Below are 9,071 nucleotides of genomic sequence, written 5' to 3'. Positions count from 1 at the left end.
TCGGCGCCGTGCTCGCGCCACAGGCGCTCAGCACGGGCCTGGACGGCGGGATCGATCTTCTTGGGCATGATTGTCATCCTTCCTGATGGGACTCAGAAAGGAGCGGCATCAAACCTGGGGTGATTCAACGTGGCCGCCGTCGAGCATCGGGTACACGCGGGGCGTCCTGATCGACGAATCCGCACGGACGGCTTCCATCCACGCGAGTTCGGATTCGACGTCGGCGCGGGTGTTGTATCCGGGCCGATGCACCCGGATCACGAGTGCGTCGTCGTCTCGCTCGGCGAGGTAGGTCGCGTTCTCCGAGAAGCTCAGCAGCCGGAGGGTGGCGTCACCGAACCCGTACAGCTCGAGCGCGCCGAGCGCGAAGTCCTCGTAGTCGGCGGCACTGTCTGTCATCTGCTGGTCTCCTCGGTCGTGACTGCGATCACAACCGATTACGCCACAGCGGTTGTGTCATGTCAACCATATGTCCATGACATGGACAACCATTAGTACTTCGGGTTGTCGTGATGTTCACCGTGTTGCATCGATTGAACTGGGCTTATGATGATTGGATCCTTGATTCCCTGGCTCCTGAAGTGCGTGAAATAGTATGCGACCGTAATGCGACCATTAACTCGGATAGATCTCGTGAACGTCGCATAGGTCACCGGCGGCGACGCTGCCGGGCGCTTGTCCTCTGTTCGGCGTCAATTCGCGCGGGCCCGGCGATTCGGCTGACCCGGCCGACGGGCCCGGCGGATCGTGGGGGGATGAGTGAGGCGAGCGATCGCGCGGTGACCGGGCCGAGTGGTGAACCCACGCGGCTGGTGAACCTGCGGGCACCGGATGCGGTGCCGGGTGTGCCGCCCGGCGCGGATCAGTACGCGAGAGACCGGTTCTCGCTGTCGTCCGGTGCCGGGCCGGGCGTCCCGCGGCCCGGTTCGGCCGCGCCCGCGTTGCCGCGTCCGCCGGTCGTGCCGGCTCCCGGACTTCCGGGATCGTTCGGTCCGCCGCGCCCGGAGCCGGCGGCGCGACGGCCGTCGCCGCGAACCATGCCGCCACCCCCGGGTCGGCAATCCCCGGTGCCGCAATCCCCGGTGCCGCAATCCCCGGGTCGGCAATCCCCGGTGCCGCCACCCTCGGGGCCGCAGTCGCCGAGCGCCTGGTCGAGGGCGGTGCCGCCGCACGGTCCGCGGCCGATGACTCCGCCCCCGCCGGGCCGGTTCCCGCCTCCGCCGCCCGTCCACGGTGCTCCGCCGAGCGGTCGCGCCGCGCCCGGAGCGATGGTCCCCGGCGCCGCGCGCCCGGCGAGCGGCTACGCCACCTTCCATCCCGTGCCGGGTGCGGCCGGGCAGACCGGGACGCCGCAGGCCCCGCCCGGCGGCGGCAAGGGCATGAAGGCGCTCAAGACCACCGGCTCGGTGCTCGGCACGCTGCTCAGCATCCTCGCGTGGCTGCTCGACTCGGTGATGACCGTCATCTACCACGCGCTCTGGATCGCGATCGGTGTCGCCGGCGTCTGGATGGGCGTCTCGGGCTTCCCGATCGGCTTCGTCGCGCCGGTGATCTCGTTCCTGATCCTGCTGCTCTACTGGACCACCGGCTGGATGATCTGGTGGGACTGAGAACCGGGAACTACGACGGCGGCAGCAGGGCGAGGACGGCCGCGACCGCGTCGTCGCCGTCGGCGACCGTCCAGTCCGACATCCACGACGCGTCGGCCAGCGCCAGGTACGACCGGTAGACGCGCGTCTGCAGGTCGGCGTCGCGCTCGTAGGCGTCCCGGGCGCGCGCGGCATCGGCCGCCGCACGACCCTCCGCCCGTTCCATCGCCACCTCCGGCGGGACGCCGAGGAGAAGCTGGTGTGCCGGGCGGGGGAGCGCGAAGCGCCCGAATTCCAGGTCGCGGACCCACGTCACCACGTCGCCGTCGGGTCCCTCGCCGAGCCGGGCCGCGCTGTAGGCGGCGTTGGAGGCGACGTAGCGGTCGCACAGCAGCAGGTCGCTGGTGTCCAGGGCGGCGGCCAGTTCGCTGCGCGCTTCGCGGCGGTCGAGCGCGAAGAGCAGGGCCATCGCGTACGCGCTCTGCGCCAGGTCGCCGTGCTCACCGTGCAGCGCTTCGGCGGCCAGATCGGCGGTGAGATGCGTGCCGTACGACGGGAACGTCGTCGATGTCACGGACAGGCCGCGGTCGGTGGCCTCGGCGATGATCCGCCGGGTGATGGTGTTCTTCCCGGCGCCGTCCAGGCCTTCGATCGCCACGAGGATTCCCATGCGGTGATCGTAGGGTCCGGGCGGCGATGCCGATCGGGCGGAGTCGCGATCTCGGCTCCGTGTGGGGGATCCCCGGCCGGCCGGAGGGTGTCGTTACCGCGCGGAACAGCCGTCGAGTGCCACGATGGTCGACATGAAGCCCCGGATCCTGGTCGTCGACGACGACGCCTCGCTGGCCGAGATGCTCACGATCGCCCTGCGCAACGAGGGCTTCGAACCGTTCGTCGTCGGCGACGGCACCCAGGCCCTGCCCGCGGTCCGCGAGCTGCGGCCCGACCTGGTCCTGCTCGACCTGATGCTGCCCGGCATGAACGGGATCGACGTCTGCCGCGCCATCCGGAACGAGTCGGGTGTGCCGATCGTCATGCTGACCGCCAAATCCGACACCGTCGACGTGGTCCTCGGCCTGGAATCGGGCGCCGACGACTACATGGTGAAGCCGTTCAAGCACAAGGAACTCGTCGCCCGTATCCGGGCACGACTGCGCCGGCAGGGCGACGAGCCCGCCGAACTGCTCGCGATCGGCCCGGTGGAGATCGACGTGCCCGCGCACAAGGTGACCCGCGACGGCATCCCGATCTCGCTGACCCCGCTGGAATTCGACCTGCTGGTGGCGCTGGCCCGGAAGCCGCGGCAGGTCTTCACCCGCGACGTCCTCCTCGAACAGGTCTGGGGTTACCGTCATCCCGCCGACACCCGGCTGGTGAACGTGCACGTCCAGCGTCTGCGGGCGAAGGTCGAGACCGACCCGGAGAATCCGGAGATCGTGCTGACGGTGAGGGGGGTCGGCTACAAGGCCGGACCCCCGTGATCAAACATAAGTCTGTGTTCAACCGCCGCCGGATCAACCGGTCTGTGGCCTCGATGCAGCGCGCGGCCGGCAGTGTCGGCCGCGCGTTCGGCGCGCTGTGGAGCCGGTCGCTCCAGCTGCGGGTGGTCGTGTCGACGCTGGTGCTCTCGTTCGTGGTGCTGCTGATCGTGGGCTTTCTGCTGGTCAGTCAGATCACCGGGCGTCTGCTCGATGACAAGCAGGCCGTCGCCCTCAATCAGCTCGAGCGTTCCCGCAACCTGGTGGAACGGGTGCTGACGACCACCGAGTCGAGCACGTCCACCGAATCGCGCCTGGCGCGCGCCCGGGCGTTGATGACCGACCAGGACACCGACTCGGCGCAGAGCGCCGGTGCCGGCGCGTACGACACGGTGCTGCTGGTCCCGGGCCGCCGGGGCGAGCCGCCGGTGGCGGCCGCCGGGCCGGTGACCGAGGTGTCCGAGCAGCTGCGCACCATGGTCAGTCGCGGCCAGGTGGCCTACCAGTACACGACGGTGCACCGCGGCGGCGAGCACCTGCCCGCGCTGGTGGTCGGTACCCCGGTGGAGAGCGCCGTGCCCGACCTCCAGCTGTACATGGTGTTCCCGATGGGCAGCGAGCAGAAGACGGTCAACCTGGTGCGCAGCACCCTGATGGTCGGCGGTCTGGTGCTCCTCGGCCTGCTCGCGGCCATCGCCTGGCTGATCGCGCGGCAGGTGGTGGCGCCGTTGAAGAGCGCATCGCGCATCGCGGTGCGCTTCGCCGACGGCCGGCTGTCCGAGCGGATGCCGGTGCGCGGCGACGACGAGTTCGCGCGGCTGGCGGTCTCCTTCAACGACATGGCCGAGAGCCTGTCCAAACAGATCACCCACCTCGAGGAGTTCGGCGGTCTGCAACGGCAGTTCACGTCCGACGTCTCGCACGAGCTGCGCACCCCGCTCACGACCGTCCGGATGGCCGCCGACATGCTCTATGAGAGCCGCGACGACCTCGATCCGCTGCAACGCCGCAGCGTCGAGCTGATGGACACCGAGCTCGACCGCTTCGAGACCCTGCTCACCGAGCTCCTGGAGATCTCCCGGCACGACGCCGGGCAGGCCGAGCTCTCCGCCGAGCGGATGGACATGGCGATCCCGATCGAGGCGGCGCTGGCCACCGTCGAACCGCTCGCCGCCGACGGCGGCACCGAACTGATCGTCGACCTGCCGGTGGAACCGGTACTCGCCGAGATCGACCCGCGCCGCATCGAGCGCATCCTGCGCAACCTGCTGGCCAACGCCATCGACCACGGCGAGCAGCGCCCGGTCACGCTCACCATGCGCTCGGATGGCGACGCCGTCGCCATCACCGTCCGCGACCAGGGCATCGGCCTCAAACCGGGGGAGGAGAAGCTGGTCTTCAACCGGTTCTGGCGGTCCGACCCGTCCCGCGTCCGGCGATCCGGCGGCACCGGCCTCGGCCTGGCCATCAGCATCGAGGACGCCCGGCTGCATCAGGGCAGACTGGAAGCGGCGGGTGAGCCCGGCGTCGGGTCGTGCTTCCGCCTCACCCTGCCGCTGGTCCGCGGCCACAAGCTCCTCGGCAGTCCGCTGCCACTCAATCCGGACGGGGGAACCCCGCGATGACACCGCGCCGAACAGTGCCGGTGCTCCTGCTGCTGGCGATCATGCTGGCCGTCACCGGATGCGTGGCGATCCCCGACTCGTCGGCGCCGCAGCCGGTGGAGCAGTTCAACCGGACCCAGCCGACCAATCTGGTGCCGACGCCGCGCCGCAGCGACGACCCGGAGACCGTGGTCCGCAACTTCCTCAAGGCGATGGCCGATCCGGCGTCCGGGCACAAGGCCGCGCGCCGGTTCCTCACCACCGGCGCGTCGTCGCGCTGGGACGACCAGGGCCCGACGACGGTGCTCGACGATGTGCGCGTGGTGGTCGATGAGCGTAACGAGAGCGCGATCCGGCTGCGCGTGATCGGGACGCGCGTCGGCGTCCTCAGCACGATCGGCCAGCTCACCCCGGTTGACGGCGAGATGGTGATGCCGCTGACGCTGAACCAGGTGAAGGGCTCCTGGCGGGTGGAGGGCGACCTGGAACCTGGCACGGTCACCGATCGCACCCAGTTCGACTCCTCTTACCGGCTGGCGCAGCTGTTCTACCCCGACCGCACCGCGACCCGGCTGGTCGGCGATCCGCGCTGGCTGTTCGGCGGCGCGCTCGATCCGACGGCGGTGGTCACCCGGCTGCTCGCCGGCCCGGCGCCCGACCTCACCGGCGCCGTCGAGTCGCCCGCGGGCAAGGACGTCGAGCTGCGGGGGCCGGTCGCGATCGACGGCGACACCGTGACGATCAATCTCGGCGGGCTGGTCGACGCCGATCCCCGCAACCGCACGGTGCTCGCGGCACAGCTGATCTGGACACTCGACGCCGCCAGTTTCCGCGGCACCTACCGCATCACGTCCGACGGTTCCCCGCTGGTCGCGGACCGGGCGGACGGCTGGCGCACCGCCGACGTCAAGTCCTTCGATCCCGAACCGGACACCGGACAGGTGCCGCCGCTGCACGTGGTGCGGGGCGGTCTGCTGCGGGTCACGTCGGCGGGCACCGCGCAGGTCTCCGGGCCGCTGGGCAGTGCGACGGATCTGCGGGCGGCGGCGCTGTCCGCGGACCAGACCCGGGTGGCGGCCGTCGCCGACCGCGGCGGGCGCCGAGTCCTGCTGCAGGGCCCGTACGGCGGCATCCCCACCGAGGTGGTCTCCGGCGGCGACATCGTCACGCCGGGCTTCGGCGCGACCGCCGATGTCGGCTACGCGGTGGTCGACGGCAAACCCGTGCAGTGGACGACGGACCAGGCCGGTGCGGCCCGTGTGGTGCCGCTCGACATCAGTCAGGTGGCCGCGATCGATCCGCGGCCGATCACCGCGTTCCAGGTGTCCCCGGACGGGGTGCGTGCCGCGCTGCTGGTCGGGGGTCGTGTGCTGCTGGCCGTGCTGACCACCAATGATCGCGGCGTGCCGTCGCTCAGCGGGGTGCACCAGACGGCCTACGACATCGGCTCGGTGGTCGCGCTGGCCTGGGGCGGGATCGAGAACCTGTACCTCGCCCGCACCGGCGACGACGCACCGGTCCTGCGCATCCCGGTCTCCGGGGTGCCCGCGCTGCCGCTGGTCTCCGGCAACCTGAAGCCGCCGGTGGTCGCGCTGGCCGCGACCCGCACCAAGGTCTACGCCGCGGACAGCAACGGCATCCTGGAGATCGGCACCGCCCCCGGTGGCGTCGACCAGTACTGGACCTCGGTCGGCGACACCGGCCGCGGCGCCATCCCCGTCTCGTAGCGCTCGTCGGGCGCGGCCGGTCGGCGGAACTCGTCGTGACGGTCGAGCGGAGTCGAGACCGCTCGCTCCGGATAGCGCGACGCCCGGATCCCTGTGGACAACGTGTTCGACAGCGGGCCCGCCGGGCGACGACGATGCATCCATGACCCCGCCACTCGGATCGGGACGCGCGCTGCGGGAGGTGTTCGCGGCGGCGCTCGATCTGGCGCTGCCGCGCGAGTGTGGGGGTTGCCGTCGGCCGGGGACGCCGTGGTGTGCGCGCTGCGCCCGGCGGGTGGTCGACGATCCCGTGCTGCTCCGTCCGCGCGTGGAGCTCCCGGTGCCGGCCTGGGCGCTCGGCCGTTACCGCGGGCCGCTGCAGAGCGCGGTGGTCGAGCTCAAGGAGCACGGGCGGACCGATCTGGTGCCGATCCTGGGCGCCGTGCTCGCCCGGGGCCTGGTCACCCTCGCCGACTGGGAGCAGCTGCCCGGCGCGCGGCGGCTCGCGCTGATCCCCGCGCCTACCCGGGCGATGTCGGCGCGGCGCCGCGGCGGAGATCCGGTCACCGCGATCGCCCGATCCGCGGCCACCGCCCTCGGCCCGCGCGCGGGCGTGGTGCCGCTGCTGGCGACGGCCGGCTGGACCCGCGACTCGGCGGGCCTGTCCGCGGGTGGCCGGATGGCGAACCTGGCCGGTGCGATCACCCTGACCGGGCCGCCGCCGGCCGCGCTGCTTGCGCCGTGCGAGGGTGACGCGGCCCGCGCCGCGGTGCTGCTGATCGACGACGTGCTCACGACCGGCGCCACCGCCGCGGCGTCGGTCGCCGCGCTGTCGCGCGGCGGCGTCGAGGTGTCCGGAGTGCTCGTCGTCGCCGGTGCGTGAACCGCAGCCTGAGCGTCGCATGTGAAGGGCGACACGACTCGCTTCCGGTACCCCGGAAATGTGGAGAAGAAACGACGGAACCGATAACGTCGAACTCGACAGTGATGAACCTTCAGGTGCAGGAGGTGAGGGCGTTTCGCCCGGTGCCGGAGTTCGTCGGAACCGGGACACTCGCAGCCGGAATCCTGCGGTGAATTCACTGCTAACTGCCGCGCAAATCCCTTGTGCGGCAAGCGAATTGCTCTGTGTCTCGGAACCGAGGAGGTTCCGGCGCAGCGATCGGAGGAGGATGTCGATGTCGGTTGTTCATCGCAAAGGACAGCGCGAACCCAAAGGCCCTGCCCCCACCCAGGCGGAAGTGAACGAGGCGTTCACCCGGCCCGCCTTCGTCGCGGAGGTCGCCGAGCCCGCCGAGCCCGACGCCGAGGTCGTTTTCAACGGCCGCAACGTGGTGATCCCCGAGCACTTCCGCGTGTACGTCGCGGACAAGCTCGCGCGGCTGGAGCGCTTCGATCCCTCGCTCACCCGCTTCGAGGTGGTGCTCTATCACGAGCCGAACCGCCGTCAGCTCAAGCAGGCGCAGGTGGTCGAGGTGACCGCCCGGTGCGACGGCCCCGTGGTCCGGGCCCAGGCGAGCGGCGAGAACTTCTACGCCGCCACCGAACAGGTGATGGACCGGCTGCAGAAGCAGCTGCGCCGCGCCCGCAACCGCAACCGCATCCGCAAGACCGGCCCGGGCCGGGCGATGAGCCTGTCCGAGGCGGTGGCCCCCGGCGCCCTCCCCGACGATCCGCATCCGGAGACCGTCGCCGAGGCCGAGGACCGCTGGGACGACGGCGTCGAGCCGTACGAGCCCGGCCAGGTGGTCCGCGTCAAGGAGCACGATGCGGTCCCGATGACCGTCGACGACGCGCTCTACGAGATGGAACTGGTCGGTCACGACTTCTTCCTGTTCCACGACCAGGAGAGTGACCGCCCGTCGGTGGTCTACCGCCGTCACGCCTTCGACTACGGCGTGATCCGCCTGTCCTGATCCTGAACGCGGTCCGCAGGACTCGCTCGCTGGGCCGTCGCCGGAAGGCGGCGGCCCTCGGCGTCGTCTGTGCCGCCCTCCTCGGTGCGGTCGCGTGCGTACCGGCGCCGACCGATCTCGCCGCCGTGAAGCGGACGGTGGACTCGGCGCCGTACTCGACGCTCGACGAGGCCGGTATCCGGAAGGTCGAGCGGACGCGGCTGATGAAGCTCGATCTGCGGACGTTGCCCGCGCGGAAGGCGTCGTTCGGGATGGGTGGTGACACCGCGCAGGTGTCCGGACCCGAGTACGTCCTCGTCCTCGACGGGCCGGCCGGCCGGACGACCACGACGACCCGGTTGATCGCGATCGACGCGATCGGCACCGGCCCCGACCTGGGCGGTGTCTTCGTGAAGCGGTCCTTCGGCAGTCTGGCCGATGGCATCGGCGAGCTGAATGCCGCCGTCGACCGGTGGGGGCTGCGCCGCGAGGACGCCGACCGGGCCATCGCCGAGCTGCGCACGCACGCGGAACCCGGTTGCCCGCAGGTGCCGTTCAAGACCACCGATGACGACTGCGATCTGAAGACCGAGCCCGGTAGCGGCGTGAACCGGGCCGGGCTGGTGACCGGCGTCGGCCTGCGCTACGACGCGACCGCCGAGCGGGTCACCGTGAACTACGACGTGTACCTGTGGCCGCGGCTCTACACCCCGGAAGCGCTCGAGCGGATCCGCACCACCGGCCGGCTGCCCCTCTGACCGCAGCGGCGCCCGCCGCCGTGCGCGGTCCGCACGCAGGG

9 protein-coding genes are annotated in these 9,071 nt (G+C 71.2%); 7 read left to right on the top strand and 2 right to left on the bottom strand.

All coding sequences use genetic code 11. The annotated features are described in order from the left end of the window. Positions 1 to 108 precede the first annotated feature (108 nt). Positions 109 to 399, bottom strand: a complete 291-nt coding sequence (locus ACSEEN_RS16850; protein WP_440713801.1) for an aminoglycoside phosphotransferase/kinase family protein — start codon at positions 397 to 399, stop codon at positions 109 to 111. 785 nt (positions 400 to 1,184) lie between these two features. On the opposite strand from ACSEEN_RS16850, the gene ACSEEN_RS16845 reads away from it, so the two are divergent. After that, a complete protein-coding gene (locus ACSEEN_RS16845; protein ID WP_247864885.1) occupies positions 1,185 to 1,610 on the top strand; it encodes a hypothetical protein in 426 nt (141 codons plus the stop codon). A 10-nt stretch (positions 1,611 to 1,620) separates the two neighbouring features. Here ACSEEN_RS16845 and ACSEEN_RS16840 read toward each other — a convergent pair whose 3' ends face one another. After that, the gene (locus tag ACSEEN_RS16840) at positions 1,621 to 2,259 is read right to left on the bottom strand and encodes a dTMP kinase (protein ID WP_371307050.1); all 639 of its coding nucleotides are present in this window, start codon (positions 2,257 to 2,259) and stop codon (positions 1,621 to 1,623) included. A 124-nt stretch (positions 2,260 to 2,383) separates the two neighbouring features. Here ACSEEN_RS16840 and mtrA point away from each other — a divergent pair, with 124 nt between their 5' ends. The 6 genes from mtrA (at position 2,384) to ACSEEN_RS16810 (ending at position 9,030) form a co-directional block, all read left to right on the top strand. After that, positions 2,384 to 3,070 (top strand): MtrAB system response regulator MtrA, encoded by a 687-nt coding sequence (gene mtrA, locus ACSEEN_RS16835; RefSeq protein WP_247864883.1) that lies wholly within the window; start codon positions 2,384 to 2,386, stop codon positions 3,068 to 3,070. Between the two features lie 53 nt (positions 3,071 to 3,123). Beyond that, the gene (gene mtrB / locus ACSEEN_RS16830; RefSeq protein ID WP_440713802.1) at positions 3,124 to 4,692 is read left to right on the top strand and encodes an MtrAB system histidine kinase MtrB; all 1,569 of its coding nucleotides are present in this window, start codon (positions 3,124 to 3,126) and stop codon (positions 4,690 to 4,692) included. Beyond that, positions 4,689 to 6,398, top strand: a complete 1,710-nt coding sequence (locus ACSEEN_RS16825) for an LpqB family beta-propeller domain-containing protein (protein ID WP_247864882.1) — start codon at positions 4,689 to 4,691, stop codon at positions 6,396 to 6,398. The genes mtrB and ACSEEN_RS16825 overlap by 4 nt, the downstream gene beginning before the upstream one ends. A gap of 142 nt (positions 6,399 to 6,540) precedes the next feature. Further along, positions 6,541 to 7,260, top strand: a complete 720-nt coding sequence (locus ACSEEN_RS16820; protein WP_247864881.1) for a ComF family protein — start codon at positions 6,541 to 6,543, stop codon at positions 7,258 to 7,260. Between the two features lie 295 nt (positions 7,261 to 7,555). Beyond that, entirely contained in the window at positions 7,556 to 8,293 is a 738-nt protein-coding gene (gene hpf, locus ACSEEN_RS16815; protein ID WP_440713800.1) for a ribosome hibernation-promoting factor, HPF/YfiA family, read from the top strand. Positions 8,294 to 8,430: 137 nt separating this feature from the next. Beyond that, a complete protein-coding gene (locus ACSEEN_RS16810; RefSeq protein ID WP_440713799.1) occupies positions 8,431 to 9,030 on the top strand; it encodes a hypothetical protein in 600 nt (199 codons plus the stop codon). Positions 9,031 to 9,071: the final 41 nt, after the last annotated feature.

It is taken from the genome of Gordonia marina, from assembly GCF_052036135.1.
Lineage (GTDB): Bacteria > Actinomycetota > Actinomycetes > Mycobacteriales > Mycobacteriaceae > Gordonia.
The sequence above is the reverse complement of the archived record's forward strand: the minus strand, read 5'-3'. Positions and strand labels throughout refer to the sequence as shown.